Origin of the sequence: Sphingomonas gei (genome assembly GCF_004792685.1) — a bacterium.
GTDB lineage: Bacteria > Pseudomonadota > Alphaproteobacteria > Sphingomonadales > Sphingomonadaceae > Sphingomonas > Sphingomonas gei.
Genome location: NZ_SRXT01000002.1, coordinates 648,128 through 666,386 on the forward strand (window position 1 = coordinate 648,128; position 18,259 = coordinate 666,386).

At 66.7% G+C, this 18,259-nt stretch carries 16 protein-coding genes and 1 tRNA gene; 6 read left to right on the forward strand and 11 right to left on the reverse strand.

Annotation, left to right across the window (positions count from 1 at the left end; translation table 11 throughout):
• Positions 1–9: 9 nt before the first annotated feature.
• Positions 10–471, forward strand: a complete 462-nt coding sequence (locus E5A73_RS07010; RefSeq protein WP_135963061.1) for a MarR family winged helix-turn-helix transcriptional regulator — start codon at positions 10–12, stop codon at positions 469–471.
• Entirely contained in the window at positions 471–1,364 is an 894-nt protein-coding gene (locus E5A73_RS07015) for a tyrosine recombinase XerC (protein ID WP_135963062.1), read from the forward strand. The genes E5A73_RS07010 and E5A73_RS07015 overlap by 1 nt, the downstream gene beginning before the upstream one ends.
• Positions 1,365–1,504: 140 nt before the next feature.
• Here E5A73_RS07015 and E5A73_RS07020 read toward each other — a convergent pair whose 3' ends face one another.
• From E5A73_RS07020 to E5A73_RS07035, 4 genes are read right to left on the reverse strand one after another with little or no spacing between them, the layout of a single operon-like run.
• Positions 1,505–2,095: a DedA family protein gene (locus E5A73_RS07020; RefSeq protein ID WP_135963063.1), complete on the reverse strand. Its 591-nt coding sequence runs from the start codon at positions 2,093–2,095 to the stop codon at positions 1,505–1,507.
• Between the two features lie 4 nt (positions 2,096–2,099).
• A complete protein-coding gene (gshB, locus tag E5A73_RS07025) occupies positions 2,100–3,059 on the reverse strand; it encodes a glutathione synthase (protein ID WP_135963064.1) in 960 nt (319 codons plus the stop codon).
• 43 nt (positions 3,060–3,102) lie between these two features.
• The gene (locus E5A73_RS07030) at positions 3,103–3,453 is read right to left on the reverse strand and encodes a YraN family protein (RefSeq protein WP_135963166.1); all 351 of its coding nucleotides are present in this window, start codon (positions 3,451–3,453) and stop codon (positions 3,103–3,105) included.
• Positions 3,450–3,800, reverse strand: coding sequence for a hypothetical protein (locus E5A73_RS07035; RefSeq protein ID WP_135963065.1), 351 nt, complete (start codon positions 3,798–3,800; stop codon positions 3,450–3,452). Before E5A73_RS07035 ends, E5A73_RS07030 begins: the two co-directional genes overlap by 4 nt.
• 226 nt (positions 3,801–4,026) lie before the next feature.
• Here E5A73_RS07035 and E5A73_RS07040 point away from each other — a divergent pair, with 226 nt between their 5' ends.
• On the forward strand, positions 4,027–4,224 hold the full coding sequence (locus E5A73_RS07040) for a hypothetical protein (protein WP_135963066.1): 198 nt from the start codon (positions 4,027–4,029) through the stop codon (positions 4,222–4,224).
• Between the two features lie 170 nt (positions 4,225–4,394).
• Here E5A73_RS07040 and rsmI read toward each other — a convergent pair whose 3' ends face one another.
• A complete protein-coding gene (rsmI, locus tag E5A73_RS07045; RefSeq protein WP_135963067.1) occupies positions 4,395–5,231 on the reverse strand; it encodes a 16S rRNA (cytidine(1402)-2'-O)-methyltransferase in 837 nt (278 codons plus the stop codon).
• A gap of 53 nt (positions 5,232–5,284) precedes the next feature.
• Here rsmI and E5A73_RS07050 point away from each other — a divergent pair, with 53 nt between their 5' ends.
• Positions 5,285–6,454, forward strand: coding sequence for a penicillin-binding protein activator (locus E5A73_RS07050; RefSeq protein WP_240700067.1), 1,170 nt, complete (start codon positions 5,285–5,287; stop codon positions 6,452–6,454).
• Between the two features lie 147 nt (positions 6,455–6,601).
• Here E5A73_RS07050 and hemW read toward each other — a convergent pair whose 3' ends face one another.
• The 3 genes from hemW to E5A73_RS07065 all read right to left on the reverse strand — a co-directional run bounded on the left by hemW (position 6,602) and on the right by E5A73_RS07065 (position 9,521).
• Positions 6,602–7,747 (reverse strand): radical SAM family heme chaperone HemW, encoded by a 1,146-nt coding sequence (hemW, locus tag E5A73_RS07055; RefSeq protein ID WP_135963069.1) that lies wholly within the window; start codon positions 7,745–7,747, stop codon positions 6,602–6,604.
• 98 nt (positions 7,748–7,845) lie between these two features.
• A tRNA-Gly gene (locus E5A73_RS07060) sits at positions 7,846–7,919 on the reverse strand.
• A gap of 81 nt (positions 7,920–8,000) precedes the next feature.
• On the reverse strand, positions 8,001–9,521 hold the full coding sequence (locus tag E5A73_RS07065; RefSeq protein ID WP_135963070.1) for an MFS transporter: 1,521 nt from the start codon (positions 9,519–9,521) through the stop codon (positions 8,001–8,003).
• Positions 9,522–9,622: 101 nt separating this feature from the next.
• Here E5A73_RS07065 and E5A73_RS07070 point away from each other — a divergent pair, with 101 nt between their 5' ends.
• Positions 9,623–10,933 (forward strand): oligogalacturonate lyase family protein, encoded by a 1,311-nt coding sequence (locus E5A73_RS07070; RefSeq protein WP_135963071.1) that lies wholly within the window; start codon positions 9,623–9,625, stop codon positions 10,931–10,933.
• Positions 10,930–13,293 (forward strand): glycoside hydrolase family 2 TIM barrel-domain containing protein, encoded by a 2,364-nt coding sequence (locus tag E5A73_RS07075; protein ID WP_135963072.1) that lies wholly within the window; start codon positions 10,930–10,932, stop codon positions 13,291–13,293. Before E5A73_RS07070 ends, E5A73_RS07075 begins: the two co-directional genes overlap by 4 nt.
• 390 nt (positions 13,294–13,683) lie before the next feature.
• Here E5A73_RS07075 and bglB read toward each other — a convergent pair whose 3' ends face one another.
• From bglB to rhaM, 3 genes are all read right to left on the reverse strand, one after another.
• Positions 13,684–14,799, reverse strand: a complete 1,116-nt coding sequence (gene bglB / locus E5A73_RS07080) for a beta-galactosidase BglB (RefSeq protein WP_135963073.1) — start codon at positions 14,797–14,799, stop codon at positions 13,684–13,686.
• Positions 14,799–17,771, reverse strand: coding sequence for a glycoside hydrolase family 35 protein (locus E5A73_RS07085; protein WP_135963074.1), 2,973 nt, complete (start codon positions 17,769–17,771; stop codon positions 14,799–14,801). Before E5A73_RS07085 ends, bglB begins: the two co-directional genes overlap by 1 nt.
• Before the next feature lie 119 nt (positions 17,772–17,890).
• Complete coding sequence (gene rhaM, locus E5A73_RS07090; RefSeq protein ID WP_240700068.1) at positions 17,891–18,208, reverse strand: L-rhamnose mutarotase; 318 nt, start codon at positions 18,206–18,208, stop codon at positions 17,891–17,893.
• Positions 18,209–18,259: the final 51 nt, after the last annotated feature.

Here is an 18,259-nt window from a genome sequence, read left to right on the forward strand (position 1 = left end):
GTCGATGCGATGACACGCCAGGACCCCGCCAGCGCGCTGCTCGCGCTCGACAATCAGCTTTGTTTCGCGGTCTATTCGGCGGCGCATGCGCTCAATCGCGCCTACAAGCCGCTGCTCGCCCAATTGGGGCTGACCTATCCGCAATATCTGGCGCTGCTAATCCTGTGGGAGCGCGACGGGCAACGTGTCGGCGAGATCGGCGCCAGGCTGATGCTCGACACCAACACGCTGACGCCATTGCTCAAGCGGCTCGAGGCGATGGGGCTGGTCGCACGCCGCCGCAGCGCCGAGGACGAGCGCCAGGTGCTGATCTCGCTGACCGAAAAGGGCAGTGCGATGCGTGCGCGCGCGGCGGCGGTCCCGCCCGAGATCTTCGCCGCGACCGGCTGCTCGCTCGACGACATCGTGCGGCTGCGCACCGAATTGGCGGCGCTGCGCGAGCGGCTCGACGCAGGGAGCGACGCGCGCTGATGGCCGATCCGCCGCTTCCGCTCCTCTACGGCCAGCACCTTGCGCGCGACCGCCGCCGCTCGGTACACACCGTGCGCGCCTATGAAGCGACCGCGGTGCGGTTGATCGGCTTCCTCCAGTCGCATTGGGGCGAAGCGGTCACCGCCGAGCGGCTGGCGCGAGTCGAGACTGCGGATCTCCGCGCGTTCCTGGCGCATCGCCGCAACGACGGGCTGTCCAACGCCTCCGCCGCGCGCGAACTTTCGGCAGTGCGCGGTTTCCTCAAATTCGCCGCGGGCGACGGCGCCGAACTCCCCCGGCTGCGCGGCCCCCGCGTCAAGAAGGGGCTGCCGCGCCCGATCGCGCCGCACGAGGCGGTGGCGCTTGCCGAAACCGTCGCCGAGGAAGCCCGCGAGCCGTGGATCGGCGCGCGCGACTGGGCGGTGCTGCTGCTGCTCTACGGCGCGGGGCTGCGCATCGGCGAGGCGGTGGGCTTGACCGGCGCGGTGCTGCCGCTCGGGCCGACGATGCGCGTCACCGGCAAGCGCGCCAAGACGCGCACCGTCCCGCTGCTGCCGCAGGTCCGCGCGGCGATCGAGGCCTATGCGGCGCTCTGTCCCTACGGCGTGTCGCGCGACGCGCCGCTGTTTCGCGGCGCCAAGGGCGGGCCGCTGCCGCCGGGGATGATCCGCAAGGCCGTACGCTCGGCGCGAACCGGACTGGGCCTGTCCGAACGGACGACCCCGCACGCGCTGCGCCACAGCTTCGCGACGCACCTGCTCGGCCGCGGCGCCGATCTGCGCGCGCTGCAGGAACTGCTCGGCCATGCCAGCCTCAGCTCGACTCAGATCTACACTGCGGTCGATGCCGCGCATCTGCTCGACGTCTATCGCAACGCCCATCCGCGCGCTTAGGGTGTATTTCGGTCAGGTTTGAACCACCGTTCGCCCTGAGCTTGTCGAAGGGCACGCCCCAGGCGGTACGCTCTTGGATGGCCGCCCTTCGACAGGCTCAGGGCGAACGGATATTGAGCGCTCCGCAATAGAAATCGACGCTAGCGCTTGGCGCGGGGCTTCCACGTCGCGACGCGCCAAAGATAGCCGGCGGATGCGAGCGCGACCAGCGCGACGACTCCGGGCGCGATCCAGTGATCGATCGTCTCGAAGGTCGTGCCGAGCCAGAAGCCCACGCCGACCAGGATCGCGTTCCACACCAGGCTGCCGCCGGTGGTGTAGGCCACGAATCGCCAGAACGGCATGTGCATCAGCCCGGCGGGGATCGAAATCACCGTGCGCCCGATCGGCATGAAGCGGAACAGGAACACCGTCACCCCGCCCCAGCGATCGAAGAAGCGGCGCAGTCTCTCGACATCCTCCCATTCCATCGTCAGCCAGCGGCCCCAGCGATCGACCATCGGCTTGAGCCGTTGATAGCCGAAGCGCCGGCCGATTTCCCACCAGAACAGATTGCCCACCGTGCAGCCGAGCGTGCCGACCAGCACCAGCAGCGCGAAGTTCATCTTGCCCTGGCCCGCGGCGATCCCGCCGACCCCCATGATCACTTCGGACGGGACCGGAGGGATCACGTTCTCCAGCACCATCAGCAGGAAGACGCCGAGATAGCTCCAGTCGAGCCAGTTGATCATCCGCTCAGCCGGCGCGTTGGGCGACGCGGCGCTCGATCGCCTGCCAGATCAGCGCGCCGGTATCGGTACCGTTGAACTTGTCGATCGCGACGATTCCGGTGGGCGACGTGACGTTGATCTCGGTCAGCCATTCGCCGCCGATCACGTCGATCCCGACGAACAGCAGCCCGCGCTTCTTGAGCTCGGGGGCGAGCGCGGCGCAGATCGCCTTTTCGCGCTCGGTGAGCTCGGTCTTCGCCGCCGATCCGCCGACCGCGAGGTTCGAGCGGATCTCGCCTTCGCCCGGAATGCGGTTGATCGCGCCCGCGATCTCGCCGTCGACCAGCACGATCCGCTTGTCGCCCTGCGCCACCGAGGGGAGGAACGCCTGCACCATGTGCGGCTCGCGCCACGCGGTGTTGAACACTTCGATCAGCGCGGAAAGGTTGGCACCGTCGCTGCCGACCTTGAAGATCGCCTTGCCGCCATTGCCGTGGAGCGGCTTGATGACGATCTCTCCATGCTTCGCCAGGAATGCCCGCGCCTCGTCGAGGCTGCGGGTGATCAGCGTCGGAGGCATGAACTCGGCATAATCGAGCACGAACACTTTCTCGGGCGCGTTGCGGACGTTCGCCGGGTCGTTCACCACCACGGTGCGATCGGCGATCCGCTCGAGCAGATGCGTCGCGGTGATGTAGCCGAGGTCGAACGGCGGATCCTGCCGCATCAGCACGACATCGGCCTCGTCGCCCAGATCGAGGCTGACCGGATTCTCGAAGCGGAAATGATTGCCCTCGACGCGCTGGACGCTTACCGGATGCGCCGTGGTCCAGACCCGTCCGTCCGAATAATTGAGGTCCTCGGGCGCGTAATGGAACAGCCGGTGCCCGCGCGCCTGCGCCGACAGCATCAGCGCGAAGGTCGAATCCCCGGCGATGTTGATCGCATCGAGCGGGTCCATCTGCACGGCAACAACAAGCGACATTCGGCCTCCTCGAGACGCGATGTAGGTGACTTATAGAGATAAGTCACCCCATCCAGGCGTTCTCGATATGGCGAGGGAGCTTGCCGGGGGCAATGAGGATCACGTCGACGCGGATGTCTTCGCCCGGCCCGGCATAACGCGGCATCAGATATTCCGCGGCCGCCGCCACGCGGGCGAGCCGCCGCTCGTCGATCGCGAAATCGAGCTCGGCGGCGGTGGCGCGGGTCTTCACTTCGACGAACGCGACCAGATTGCCCTTGCGCACGACGATGTCGACTTCGCCCGCCGGGGTGCGCACGCGGCGATCGAGGATTCGCCAACCGCGCAGCCACAGCCACCACGCGGCGCGGCGCTCGCCTTGCCGACCCGCCGCTTCGGCGGCCTGGCGACTCAGCCGGCGGGGCACTTGATCAGCTTGCCGCGCGCGGGCGCCAGGATGCGCAGCGCATTTTTCCCGACGCGTACGAAGCGCATGACCTGCGGCTTGCCGCGCAGTGCCGGATCCCCGGTCCCGCCCGGCGAGAGCATCGTCTCGATCAGCCGATCGCCCTCGATGCGCCAATAGCCGCGCTCGTCCATGAAATTGTAGCTGCCATCGCGATCATAGGTCGCGTCGTGGTCGGAGCCACAATCGGTCCCGCGCTCGCCGGGGTTCTGCCAACCCCATGTCCCGACCATCCACGACGGGTGGGCATGGTCGGGAGCCGATGTGGCGAGCAAGGACGCGAGCAGCAGCAACATCGGCGTTTCTCCCTTCGGCGACTGTAGCCCGACTTCGCGTTGCGGCCAAAATCCGGCTGCAACGGCAGATTTGCGCGGTTTAGCGGGCGTCTGTCGTGCTGCGAGGCCGCTTCATCTGCACAAGGTCTCCCAAGGGGTTGGCGCCTGTGGATAACTTTGGTTAGTCTGCGCCATTCCGACTCAGAAGAAGCCGGGTCGCTGTCGTCACCGGGGGGTGCCGAGGACTATGGAATCGAACGAAAGCTATTACCGGCGTCGCGCCATCCAGGAGATCGTGGCAGCGCGAAATGCGATCACGGCCGACGCCAAGGCGCGCCGGCAATCGCTCGCCGAGAGCTATGTCCGGCGCCTTTCGGAACTGACCGGCACCGACGCGAGCTTCATGCTCAAGGCCAACCCGGCCCGCCTGCACGAAATCGCCTAGGGGTCGGCTCCTTTACCACGGATCCGTTCCCCTGCGAAAGCAGGGGTCCAGGGTCACAAGCGGTGCGCTCTGGGCTCTGGGCCCCTGCTTTCGCAGGGGAACGGGCTTTGTTCAACGCGAGCCGAACTAGCTCCCCGCGGCAAGCTGCCAAGATTGGATGCCGGTTCTGCCTAAGTCTTGAGCGTCATGGCGCGGGCGTACAGCGCCTTGCGATCCAGCCCGAGTTTCTTCGCCACTTCGCCCGCCGCCTTGGAGGCTGGCAATCGAGTCAGCGCCTCGGCCAGTGCCGCGTCGCCATCTTCGATGCTGGCGGGCGGCGCTTCGCCGGGCGGGGCGACTACCACCACGATCTCGCCCCTCGGCGGCGCATCGGCATAACGCGCGGCGAGTTCGCCGAGCGTTCCGGTCACGCATTCCTCGAAGCGCTTGGTGATCTCGCGCGCAACCGCCGTCTCGCGATTCCCCAGCCCCTCGGCCAATGCCGCGAGGCAGGCGGAGAGGCGCGGGCCCGATTCGTACAGCACCAGGGTCGCGCGGATCGCGGCGACTTCGGCAATGGCTTCGGCGCGCGCCTGTTGCTTTGCCGGCAGGAAGCCGAGGAAGAAGAAGCGATCGGTCGGCAGCCCGGCAAGGGTAAGCGCGGCGATCGCGGCACAAGGGCCGGGAATCGTCGTCACGACATGCCCGGCGGCCCGCGCGTCACGGACCAGCTTGAAGCCCGGATCGGAAATCAGCGGCGTGCCGGCATCGGAAACCAGCGCCACCGCCTCGGTCGCCATCCGCGCGATCAGCCCGGGGCGGACGGCATCGGCATTGTGATCGTGATAGGGCAGCATCCTGCCCTTGGTGCCGAGATGGCGGAACAGCCCGGCTGTCACACGCGAGTCTTCAACCGCAACCACATCGGCTCTGGTCAGTATTTGTGCAGCGCGTGGAGTGAGATCGCCGAGATTGCCGATCGGCGTCGCGACGATGTAGAGGCCGGGCGAGAGTATCAGATCATCCATCGGGGAGAGTCATGGCAGACGCCAGAGCAACAGCGCAACCTGGGCTGACAAACATGCCGCGCGCCGCCGCGCTCGGCGTGACGTTGTTTCTCGCCGCGTGCGCCAGCGGTCCGCGGATCGTGCCCGAGGCCGAGCGCCCGGTGCCGACCGCGCGCCCGACGCCGGTTGCTCCCCGCCCGATCCAGCCCGGGCTGCCGCAGGACGTCCAGCGCCACCGCATCGCGTTGCTGGTGCCGCTCAGCGGTCCCAATGCCGGCGTCGGACGTTCGCTCCAGAACGCCACCCAGCTCGCCGTGCTCGACACAAAGAGCGACGCGCTGCGGATCACCACCTATGATACCGCCGCACCCGGCGGTGCGGCCGCTGCGGCGGCGCAGGCGATCAGCGACGGCAACCGGCTGATCCTGGGACCGCTGCTCGCCGAGGAGGCGCGCGAAGTCGCGCCGATCGCGCGGCGCGCGCGTGTGCCGGTGCTGAGCTTCTCGAACGATGCCGGGGTGGCGGGCAACGGCACCTATATCCTCGGCTATGTCCCGGCCCAGTCGATCGAGCGCGTGGTCAATTACGCCAAGCGTTCGGGGATCACCGAATTTGCCGGCCTCATCCCCAGCGGCCTGTATGGCGAGCGGGCGTCGACGGCGTTCCTCCGCTCGGTCGAAGATGCCGGCGGGAAGGTCAATGCGCTCGAAACCTATGACGGCCGTCCCGGGTCGGTGGCCACTGCGGTCGCCAAGATCGGCCGTTCGCCGTTCCAGGCAGTCCTCGTCGCGGGGAGCGCCGACGGCGCCGTCGTTGCCGCGCCGCTGATCCGCCGCCAGGCCAGCGGCAAGGCCGCGCGGCTGCTCGGCACCGAATTGTGGAACACCGATTCGGCGATCGGCGGCAGGACGGCGCTGTCGGGCGCGTGGTTCGCCAGCGTGCCGGACAATTATTACCGCCAGTACGCGACCAAATATCGCGCCCGCTTCGGCGCCGCGCCGTATCGGCTGTCGACCCTGGGTTATGACGCCGTGCTGCTCACCGTGCGGATCGTGCGCGATTGGAAGCCGGGCGACGAATTCCCCGAGCGCCGGCTGGTCGAGCGCGAAGGCTTTGCCGGGCTCGACGGCGCGTTCCGCTTCGGCCGCGACGGCGTCGCCGAGCGGGCGCTGGAGGTGCAGGAGATCCGCGGCGGCACGGCTGCCACGGTCTCCCCCGCGCCGCCGAATTTCAACGCGAATTGAGCCTCTCAGAGGAAAACGCGCCTTTTACCCGTCACCCCCGCGAAAGCGGGGGCCCATCTCCGGTAGGTGCCAGGCATACCGCCGCTGTCGTCTGCGGATCGCGTGCAGGAGATGGGCCCCCGCTTTCGCGGGGGTGACAAAGGGGGATCAAGCAACCACCAACGCGCGCAAGATCGCCTCGAGCACCGGCATGCCCGTGTCGGTGACGCGCAGCCTGCCGGCGTCCACGACGATCAATCCCTGATCGCGCAGACCCGTAAGCGCGCTGGGCTCCAGCGGCGCTTCGCCTCCGGCAAGCGCAGCGACGCGCGCGAGATCGACGCCCTCGGGCAGTCGCAGTCCCATCACCAGCGCCTCCACCGCGCGCTCGTGGCCGGTCAACGCCTCCTCGATCTGGAGGCCGTTGCCGTTGCGCGCCACCGCGCCGATCCAGTTTTCGGGCTTCTTGTGGCGCACCGTGGCGAGCCCGCCGCGCCGGCCATGCGCGCCGGGGCCGATCCCGGCATAGTCGCCATAGCGCCAATAGGTCAGGTTATGGCGGCTCTCGGCGCCGGGACGGGCATGGTTGGAGATTTCATATGCCGGCAGCCCCGCCGCGGCGGTGATCGCGCGCGTCGCTTCGAACAGGTCGGCCCCCGCGTCGGGGTCGAACGCAGCGAGCTCGCCTTTCTCGAACAAGGTGGCGAAGCGCGTGCCCGGCTCGATGGTCAGCTGATAGAGCGAGAGATGCTCGGTGCCGAAGCCGATCGCGCGGCGGAGCTCGGCTTCCCACGCGGCGAGGCCCTGGTCGGGACGGGCATAGATCAAGTCGAAGCTCACACGCTCGAACACCGATTGCGCCGTCTCCAGCGCGGCCAGGCCTTCCGCCACGCCATGCGCGCGGCCGAGGAAGCGCAAGGCGTCGTCGTCGAGCGCCTGGAGCCCGAGCGAGACGCGGTTGACTCCGGCGGCGGCGAGATCGGCGAATCGCGCCGCCTCGACCGAGGACGGATTGGCCTCCAGCGTGATCTCCACGTCGGGCGCGAAACCCCAATGCCGCCCGGCCGCGTCGATCACCGCGGCGACGGTCTCGGGCGGCATCAGCGAAGGCGTGCCGCCGCCGAAGAAGATCGAGCCGAGGCGGCGCCCGGGCAGCTGCGCCACTTCATGCGCCAGATCGGCGAGCATCGCGCTGCGCCACGCCGCCTGGTCGACGCTTTCGCGGACATGGCTGTTGAAGTCGCAATAGGGGCATTTCGACACGCAGAACGGCCAGTGCACATACAGTGCGAGCGGGGGGGTGTCGTTGGTCATGCGCTTGGGCGGCTTGGAGCGGGTAACGGGAATCGAACCCCGCGCGTAGCCCCTCGGGGCGTAGCGCCACGAGAAACACGGGTTCGCAGGACGTGGCTTGGAGCGGGTAACGGGAATCGAACCCGTGTATTCAGCTTGGAAGGCTGCTGTACTACCATTGTACTATACCCGCGAGCCGGCTGCGCGCCTGCCACAACCCGCGGCTATCGGTCAACCTTCTCCCACAAGGAAGCCCTGTTTTCGGCGAAAGCCGTCAGCGGCGGATCCCCGCGACGGGGTTGTTCCCCCATAATTGCTCGTACTTCCACCCCGACAGGTCCTCGACGATCGCGCGCGCCTCGGGGGTGGGCGCACTGGTGTCACCCGCCTTGAGCCGGTCGATCTCGGCCATCAGCACGTCGTGCGTCGCCGAACTCAGCCGGAAGCGCAGCGAGACGAGGATGCCGCAGAACAATACCACGATCGTGCCGATGCCGAGCACCGATGCGATGGTGTGGATCGCCTCGGGGCTCTGCGTCTTGGCGCCCGAGACGAAGCCACCCCAGCTCATGATCGCGCCGACGCCGGCGACCGCGGCGGCCTGGGTGAGCTTACGGACGAAGGTCATCACCCCGGCGAACGCGCCTTCGCGGCGGCGCCCGGTGACGATCTCGTCGACATCGGCCATGTAATTATAGGTCGCCCAGGGGATGTAGTTGAGCGCGCCGCGGCCCAGCCCGGCGAACACGATCGGCACCCACAGCAAGGCATCGCCCGAGCGCACGCCGGCGTTCCACATCAGCAGCAGGGTGATCACCCCGATCGCGAAGCTCACCGCCGCGAACTGATAGGCGCGCGCCGGCGAATTGCGCAGCGCGACGTTGATCGCGATCATCACTGCGATGAACTGGACGATGTACATCGTGCCGAGCAGAGTCGAGGCGACGCTGATCGAGCCGAGCAACGCGAACACCACGAAGAACGTGAATGCCGCGTTGAACACGTCCTGGCTGATATAGCCGCCCAGATACATTCCGAGATGCAGCCGGAACGCGCGGATGCGGAAGGTCGAGAACAGGTTCCGATAAAGGTTGCGGATCGCCGAGCCCACCGTCGGCTTGGCATCTCCCTTTGGCCGCAGCGCCGCGACTTCGGAAGGCGACCGTTCCCAGCTGAACAGATAGAGGAAGGTCGCGGTCAGCATGAACAGGATCGAGAACAGGATCCCCATGTAGAGGAAGGTGTCGGGACTGTCCTTGCCCAGCCATTCGATCAGCCATTTGGGCAGGAAACCGGCGAGGATCGCGCTGGCCTGGGCGAAGAGGATGCGAACGCCGGCGAACTTGGCCTTGGTCTTGTAGTCCTTGCCCATCTCGGCGGCGAGCGTCTCGTACGGGATGATCACCGCCGCATAGACGAGTTCGAACGCCACGTAGGTGACGAGATAATACCAGAAGCTCTGCCCGGCGACCCACATGATCGCGAAGCTCGGCAGCAAGGGGATCGCCGCGAGGATGAAGAAGCGCCGCCGGCCGAAGCGCCGGCCGATCGCGGTATCCCCCATATTGTCCGAGATGTGCCCGATCACCGGCGAGGCGATCGCGTCGAGCACCCGCGCGACCATGAAGATCAACGCCGCCTGCCATGCCTCCAGCCCGCAAAACTGCGTGTAGAAGATCATCACCCAGCCCGAGATCACCGCCATCGAGCCCGCGCCGAGCACGTCGTTCGACCCGTAAGCGAGATAATTGATCAGGCGGACGGGGCGCGGCTGGGAGATCGGCGCAGTGGCCATGCAGGTTCCTCTCGGACGACAGGCCAAGCCTGTTCTTTACTCCATATTTTGAACGGCTATCATGATATGTGGAACGACATCAAGTCGGCGGGAGAGAGAGGATGCGGCTGGGACACGCAATTTGCCAGAGCCTTGCGGCGCTGTCGCTGGTACTGGCGCCGGCCGCGATGGCCGACCCTGCGGCGCAGTGGGTCGACCCGCTGACCGGGCACAAGGTGATCCGGATCAGCCGCGAGGCGGGGACCGCGAGCCTCTATTTCCACCAGAACAGCTATACGCCGCAGGGCGACAAGATGGTGCTCTCGGTGCCCGGCGGCATCTCGGTGGTCGATCTCAAGACGTGGACGGTGAGTCCCCTGGTCAGGGAGAAGGGCGCCGTCCTGCTGTTCACCGGGCGCAAGACACGTACGGCCTATTACCAGCGGCGCGGGCCCGATGGCGGGCCTTCGGCGATCTTCGCCGTCGATATCGACAGCGGCAAGGCTCGGAAAATCGCCGAGATCAAGGAGGGGTTCATCGGCTCGATCAACGCCGACGAGACCTTGCTGCTCGGCCAATGGGCGGAGACCGACAAGCCGCTCCAGCCCGGCGCGAAGCCCGCGGACAGCAACAAGTTCGGCCAGGCGCAATATGCCGCCAACTGGCCCGATGGCCGGCCGATGACCTATGCCGAGGCCAAGGAAGTGCGGCTCGACGAACGGCTCGAGGCCAAGATCCCGATGGAGATCTTCACGATCGACGTGAAGACCGGCGCGCGCAAGGTGGTCACTGCCTCGACCGACTGGCTCAACCATATCCAGTTCTCGCCCACCGACCCGCAGCAGATCCTCTATTGCCACGAGGGCCCGTGGCACAAGGTCGACCGGATCTGGACGATCCGCGCCGACGGCACCGGGAAACAACAAATCCACAATCGCACGATGAACATGGAAATCGCCGGCCACGAGTTCTTCGGCCCCGACGGCAAGACGATCTGGTACGATCTGCAGACTCCGCGCGGCGAAGTGTTCTGGCTGGCGGGCTACGATTTCGCGTCGGGCAAGCGCCGCTGGTACAATGTCGAGCGCAACGAATGGTCGGTGCACTTCAACCAGTCGCCCGACGGCACGCGGTTCTCGGGCGACGGCGGCGACAGCGAGATGGTCGCGCACGCGCCCGACGGCAAATATCTCTATCTCTTCACCCCGAAGGACATTCCCGATGTTGCGGGAATCCATGCGCCCGGTGCCGACGACCTGATCGCGCCGGGAACGCTCGACGCCGAAAAGCTCGTCGACATGCGCAAACACGATTATCGGCTCGAACCCAACATGACCTTCACGCCGGACGGCAAATGGATTGTGTTCCGCGCCAATTTCGAAGGCGCCAACCATGTCTATGCCGTCGAGCTGGCCAAGGCGGCCGTCAAATGATCCGCGCCGCGTTCGCGCTGGCGCTGGCCTGCTGGGCGGTCCCCGCTGTCGCCCAGCCGACCGAGCGCATGTCGCTCGACCGCGACTGGCGCCTGGCGATCGGCGACCGGGCCGATGGCATGGCGCCCGCGCTCGACGACAGCGGCTGGAAGCAAATCGACGTCCCGCACGACTGGGCGATTGCCGGTCCGTTCGAAGAAAAGGCGCGCGCCACCGGCTCGGGCGGCTGGCTGCCGACGGGCGTAGCCTGGTACCGCAAGCATTTCGCGCTGCCTGACAGCGCACGCGGACGTCGCGTCTTCGTCGAGCTCGACGGCGTGATGGACCGCGCCGGGGTGTGGATCAACGGCCGCCATGTCGGTTATCGCCCCAACGGCTATTCGAGCGTCCGCTACGAGCTGACTCCGTTCCTCAGCGCCGACGGCGACAATGTCCTCGCGGTGCGCGCCGACACCTCGGCACAGCCTGCTTCGCGCTGGTATGCCGGCGGCGGCATCTACCGCCACGTGCGTCTCGCGATCAGCGGCGACGTCCATTTCGAGCAATGGGGAGTCGCCATGCGGCCCTCGAAAGTGACGCGCGAAGGCGCCGAGGTTGCGATCAGCGCCAGCATCCGCAACGCCGCCGACAAGGACGCACGCGGGCGCCTCCTAGTCGCCATCCGCGATCCCGACGGTCGCATCGTCGCGCGCGGCGAGAGCAAGGCGGGGGCGCTCGCCGGCGCCGCCACCGGCGAACTCGAAGCGCAGCTTCGCGTCGCCAATCCGCGCCTGTGGGACACCGGGGATCCGGCGCTCTATACTGCCGAAGTCACCCTCGCTGCCCCCGACGGCACGGTGCTCGACCGCCGGACCGAGGCCTTCGGCATCCGTGACGCGCGCTTCGAGGCGGCGACCGGCTTCTGGCTCAACGGCCGCAATTTGAAGCTCAAGGGAGTCGCGATCCACGCCGATGGCGGCGCGTTCGGCATGGCGGTGCCGCTCGCGATGACCGAGCGGCGGCTGCGCGGGCTGATGAAGCTGGGGGTCAACGCGATCCGCACCGCGCATCATCCCTTCGCGCCTGAATTTCTCGATCTGTGCGACCGGCTCGGGCTGATCGTGATGAACGAGGCGTTCGACATGTGGACGGTCGCCAAGAATCCCGAGGACTATCACTTGTTCTTCACCGACTGGTCGTCGCTCGACGCGCGCGATTTTGCTCGTCGCGACCGCAACCATCCCAGCGTGGTGATCTGGTCGATCGGCAACGAGATCCACGACACGCCCTATCCCCTGGTCGCCAAGTCGATCGTCGCGCGGCTGATGAAGATCTTCCACGAAGAGGATCCGACCCGCCCGGTGACGATGGCGCTGTTTCGCCCCAACACCACCAGGGATTACGAGAACGGCCTCGCCGACATGCTCGACGTGGTCGGCCAGAATTACCGCGAGAACGAGCTGGCCAAGGCGCATGCCGACAAGCCGAGCCGGAAGATCCTCGGCACCGAGAACAGCAAGAACCGCGGCGGCTGGCTGATCGTGCGCGACGATCCGGCCTACGCCGGCATGTTCCTGTGGACCGGAGTCGATTATCTCGGCGAGGCCGACCGTGCCGGCTGGCCGGTGATCGGCAATCCGTCGGGACTCGTCGACCGCAGCGATTTCGTCAAACCGATCGGCTGGGAACGCGCGAGCTGGTGGGCAGAGAAACCCGTGGTGAAGATCGCGCGCCGGGTGACCGACGTGATCGACACCAGCGAGCTGCCGACGATGGTCGGCGTGGCGATGCCGCAGCCGCGCGGGCCCGGCGCGCTGATGGACTGGTCGCCGGAGAACCGCGCGCCGCACCGGGAGGCAGTCGAGATCTACAGCAACGCCGCGAGCGTCGAGCTCCTGCTCAACGGCCGCTCGTTGGGCACCAAGTCGCGCCCGGCCGACGACAGCGCGCGCCGCTGGGACGCGCCGTTCGCGGCGGGCACGATCCGCGCGGTAGCGCGCGATGCCGGCGGCAGGACCGTCGCGACCGACGAGCTGCGCACCGCCGGCAGACCCGCGGCGATCCGGCTCATCGCCGAGGCACCCGCAATGGGCAGCGACTTCGACCATGTCGGCTTCGTCCGCGTAGAAGTGGTCGACGCCAAGGGTGTCGTCGTGCCCGGCGCGGCGAACCGGGTTCGCATCGCCGTCGAAGGGCCGGGCAGGCTGGTCGCCTATGACAATGGCTCGCCGACCGAGCACATTCCGTTCGCCGCGGCCGAGCGGCCGGTATTCGGCGGGCACGCGGTGGCGATGCTGCGCGGGACCGGGCCGGGGACCGTCCGCGTCCGCGCGTCAGCGGCAGGGCTAAGGGCCGGAGCAACGACGATCGTGGTGCGCTGATCTCCCGTTGCGATAGGGCCGATCGTCGATTGCAATGTAGGATTTCGCGTGTTTGCCTCGCGCGGTCGGCTTGCCGCTCGCTCTTTGATTCGTCCGATCGATCTCTCACCGTTCGCGGCAAGGCCGGCGCGTTGGCGCCGCGTTGGCGCCGCGTTGGCGCCGCGTTGGCGCCGCGTTGGCGCCGCGCCGATGCCGCGTAGGTGCCGCGCCACCGCCGCGTAACCGGCGCCTCGGGTCAGGCTAGCTCGGCACGAATGTCATTAAATCAAAGGGTTGCTGATTTTGACTCGGCGACGAAACTGGAATCAAGTCAAGCAAGTCAAGCAAGTCAAGCGGGCGGCTTTCCATGCAGGCGGCAAAGCCGGCTTGCGGGTCGCGCCGCCCGCAGCATCAGATATAGGTTCGCAGAAACTCGCCCAATGCGCAGATCGCGAGGCTCTGGCCATAAGGCATCGAAGTCAGGCGGATGTCCTTGTAGAATTGCAGCGTGTCGCCCATCGCGGTGCCGAAGCTGACTTGCTGGAGCTCGCCGCTCGCGTCGATATTGTCGAGCACGCCGCGCACTGCCTTGATCCCCACCGCCTCATATTCCCGCGGCAGATAGCCCTTCCGCACCCCCTTCAGGATGCCATAGGCGAAGCCCGCGGTCGCCGACGCTTCGAGGTACGAGGTCGGATCCATGATCAGCGTGTGCCAAAGCCCGGTCTCGGCATCCTGCGTCTCGGCTAGCGTCTTGACCTGCGCCGCCAGCGTGTCGACCAGGAATGCCCGGAACGCATCGCCCTCGGGCAAATCGAGAATCTCGATGATCTCGGGGATCGCGATCGTCACCCAGCAATTGCCGCGCGCCCAGAGCGCTTCGGCGAAATTATGCCGCCCGTTGAAATCCCAGCCGTGGAACCAGAGCCCGGTCTTCTTGTCGAACAGATATTTGATGTGGACGAGGAACTGGCGCTTGGCCTCCTCGACATAATGCGGCCGGTTCAGCAGCAGCCCGATCTTGGCGAGCGGCAGCACCGACATCATCAATGTGTCGTCCCACATCTCGCCGGGATTCTCGTCGTTGAAGACGATGTGCTGGAAGCCGCCTTCCTCGGTCTTGGGCAGACCGTCGGGCGCCATCAGCCATTCGGCCCAGGTGTCGAGATAGGGCAGGTAACGCGGATCGGGCTCGTGCTCGTAGAGATAGGCCAGTGTGATGAACGGCGCCATCGTGTTGATGTTCTTGGTCGGCGTGCCTTCGGCGAAGCGATCCTCGAACCATTGCTTGATGATGTGCAGTGCCTGTTCGTCGCCGGTCTGCTCGTAATAGCGCCACATCCCGAACAGCCCGACGCCATGGGTCCATTCCCAGCCGGCCCAGCCCTTGGTGTCGATGACTCGGCCGTCCTCGAGATGGAGCAGGAACTCGCCGGTCTCGTCCTTGATGTTGACCAGATTGTCCATCAGCAGGTCGATCTTGCCGGTGATCGCGCTGCGCGGGATGTCGTGGGTGAGGGCGGCCATTAATCTACCTGTTTGAGTTCGGAAGGAGTGGAAGGCGCGGCGACCATGCGGACGCGAATCCCGCCGCGGACGTTTCGAAGCGTGACGAGCTTCACTTGTTCCAGCGCGTTACCGCGGACACCGTCGGCTGTCACCGCGAGCGCGATATGGTTGCGGCCGCGATGGTTGAGGATGCCCTCGGGGATCGGGAAGACGCGCTGCGGGCCGACATGCGCGATGAACTGGCCCATGTTCCAGCCATTGACGAAGATCAGCACCCGATAGGCGACCGGCGAACGCGGCTTGCTCCTGTCGCCGAATGCGAGGCCGATCGTCGCGTCCTGACCCTTCGGCACCGCAAGGTCGAAGCCCGCGCGATACCAGAGCGTACCGGACGGCGCCTGCGATCCCGGAACGGTGCCCGCCTTCCAGCCGCGATCGTCGAAGCCGGGCAAATGCCAGCCGCGGCGCTCTCCGTCGAGACCGCCATTGTTCGCTACGCCGCGCACCGGATCGGCTAGGTCCTCGCCCCCGGCGCGGCCCTGGATCTTCCAGGCGATCGGCACCGAGAAGCTCGGCCCGGCAACAGGCTCGACCGAGGCCGAGACGAGCCCGCGCGCTTCCTTGTGGAAGTCGTCGGCGTCCAGATCCCAATTATGGCCGTTGTTGCGCACCATCACCGACAGGACATGCTCGCCCGGCGCCCGCGCGGCGTCGGGAAGCGCAAAGCTCGGCGCACCGGTGGTGATCGGGCGCGGCAGCCCGGCGGGGATCTCGTCCTGGCCGACCAGATTGCCGTCGAGGAACACCTGCACCAGCCCCGCGCCTCCGGCGCCATAATGGAGCCGCAGCCGCTGCGCGTCGGGGGTTCCGCCGAAGCGCCCGCGATACCAGACATCGCCTTCGTGGAAGCCATAGGCGTCCATCAGCATGTTGGGCTGGCCATCGGCGCGCGCGGTGATGCTCGCATACGGACGGTTGTCGATCTTCGCCCAGTCCCGGTCGTCATAGCCGGGATTGGCCTCGGGCGAACCCGGCGCGACGCGCCAGTCGGTCAGCGCGGGCAGGGGGAAGTCGGCCGGGCCGGGAAGGCTGGCGCCAGCGCTCACTTTGACTCCATTCCAGGTGATGTTCCGAACGCTGGCCGGTGCCCAGATTTCGAGCGGCGTCGCCTCGCGGGTGTCGCCGGTGAGCGCGAGCGAACTGCCCTTGATCTTCGCACTACGCACCAAAGCCGGCCCACGCACCAGCACCTCGCCGACATGCCAGAACCTGGCGCCCGCGGCTTCGTCGCCGATCAACAGCAGCAGGTCCGGCCGACCGCCACCGCTGATCCGCACACGCGTCAGCCCGCGATGCGCGTAACTGAGCTTGAGGTCGCCCTTGGCCGCATCGAACGCCGAAGTCGCGCCGCCTTCGAGCACGGTCACCTTGGGCGCGCTGGCATAGCGCAGCACGGTCTCGCCCGCTTCGCTATCGCGGCCGTAGACCAGTGCAATGTCGCGCCCGTCCTGCTTGAGAATGGCCTGCAGTTCGGAGGTCGAATAGACCAGCCGCTGCCCACCCAGATTGACCCCCGCGACCAGCCACTTAGCATCGAACCCGTCGAGCTGCATCGGCAGCGTGTAGCGCCCGTCGGGCAAGTCCGCAGTGAAGCTGAAGCGATCACTGGTCTGGCCGTTAGAGGGCTTGTGCGTGACGAGCAGGAAGCGCGCGTCGGTCTCGGGGCTCTTGTTGTGATACACCTGCACCTTGTCGCTCGAGATCTGCACCGGCCCCGCCGGCACCATTCCGGCAAGGTCCGGCACAGCCGCGATCAGCCCGCCGAGCTGCTTGAGCTCCTCGGCCTTGGGCCGCAATTCGCGCGTTTCGGACAGCGCCGCGCCATAATCATAGCTGGTGAACACCACCGGCGCCGGCAGCCAGCCCCAGCTCGTGCCGCCATAGCCCATGTAGAAGCTCTGGATATGGATGCCGTTGGCCAGATTGGTGCCGTAGAACACCCGCTGGAAGCGCTTGCCGCGCTGGATCGCGTTGCATTCGTATCCGCCGTTCGAGCCCCAATAATCGAACCAGCCGCCACCGAACTCGGCGAGGAAGCCCGGCGTATTGGGCGAGGCCGAAGCGCCGCCCTTGGCGCCACCCGGGCCGTAATAGCCCCAGTCCGGCGCCGCCGAGCCGCGCGTCGGCTTGCCGTTCACGGTGCAGGTGCCACCGGGATAGCCGTCGAACGCGTACATGTCGTTGGGGCCAGGCACGGTCTTCTCGACCTTGCTATCCTCCGGTACCCAATAGCCGTTGCGGCCCTGATCGTTGTGGAACAGCGGCACGGTGATGCCGTCGGCGCGCGCCTTGGCGTAGAGATGGTCCATATAGCGGCGCTGTGCCGGCGTGGTCAGCGCCAGCTCGTTTTCGATCTGGTGGAGGATGACATTGCCTTGATGGCCCTTGCCGTCGCCGTTGATCTGGTGGCGCGCGATGATCGCATTGATCCGGGTCAGCCACTCGTCCGATGCGGCGAGATATTCGGGGTCGTCGGTCCGCGCGCGGCCGCGCTGGTTGACCAGCCATCCGGGGAAGCCGCCCCGGGTCAGCTCGGCATTCACATAAGGCCCGGCACGAGTGATGACCCACAGGCCTTCTTCCTCGGCCATCGTCAGCAGCCGGTCCACGTCGCGGATGCCGCTGAAATCGTAGACGCCTTGTTTGGGGCTGTGGAAGCCCCAGTCGAAATAGAAAGCGACGGTGTTGAACCCGCTCGCCTTCATCTTCTGCAATATATCGCGCCACAGATCGGGCGAGGGCAGGCGGAAGGCATGCATCTCGCTCGACCAGATGATCGTGCGCTTGCCGTCGATCATCAGCGAGCGCGCGTCGTACGAGACGCGGCCGAAGCTCTTGACCGGCGCGCTGAAATTGGCGGTCTGCCGTGCTTCCTGCGCGGCGGCGGGGACGGCGAGCAGCGCGGCGGCGACCACGAGCGCGGCGCGCATCACACCTCCCCCGTTCGCCCTGAGCTTGTCGAAGGGCGCCGTGCCGCGGGCGCCCGGCATCGTGGAGAGGCGTGCTTCGACAAGCTCAGCACGAACGGATTTAAGAGCGCGGACTAGGATCATGCTAGGTAAAACACCGGCTCGAGCGCCCATTCCTTCGGCTTGTTGCCCGGTTCGACGTGCATCAGCGGCGCCATGTAATTCCACCATTTCTGCATCACCGGATGCTTGGAAAGCGTCTCGTGGCTATTGTCGTCGGTGAGCTTGAGCACTGCGAACAACGAGAGCGTCTCCTCGTCGAGGAAGATCGAATAGTCGCGGATGCCGCTATGGTGGAGCAGTTCGGCGAGCTCGGGCCAAATCGCGTCGTGGCGCGCTTTATATTCGTCCATGGCGCCGGGCTTCAGCTGCATCCGGAATGCGTGAATCCTCGTCATGCCCTCTCCTGGCACCCATTATATGGGATTGTAGTGCATTATTTGGATAGT